This is a genomic window from Streptomyces sp. A012304 (assembly GCF_026008495.1).
Taxonomy (GTDB): Bacteria; Actinomycetota; Actinomycetes; order Streptomycetales; family Streptomycetaceae; genus Streptomyces.
The window spans coordinates 1-211 of the sequence record NZ_BQUN01000211.1; the positions used below are offsets into that span (position 1 = coordinate 1).

Annotated in this window: 1 pseudogene; it reads left to right on the plus strand. The window is 65.4% G+C overall.

Annotated elements, in window-relative coordinates:
• Nucleotides 1-211: pseudogene (locus ALMP_RS42505) on the plus strand (alpha-1,4-glucan--maltose-1-phosphate maltosyltransferase); the annotation flags it as partial.

Sequence of the window (211 nt, forward strand, 5' to 3'; positions counted from 1 at the left end):
TCCTGCGGCACTGGATGTCCCACGGCGTGCGGATCTTCCGGGTGGACAACCCGCACACCAAGCCGGTCGTCTTCTGGGAGCGGGTCATCGGGGAGATCAACCGCACCGACCCGGATGTGATCTTCCTCGCCGAGGCCTTCACCCGCCCGGCGATGATGCACACCCTCGCCCAGATCGGCTTCCAGCAGTCGTACACCTACTTCACCTGGCG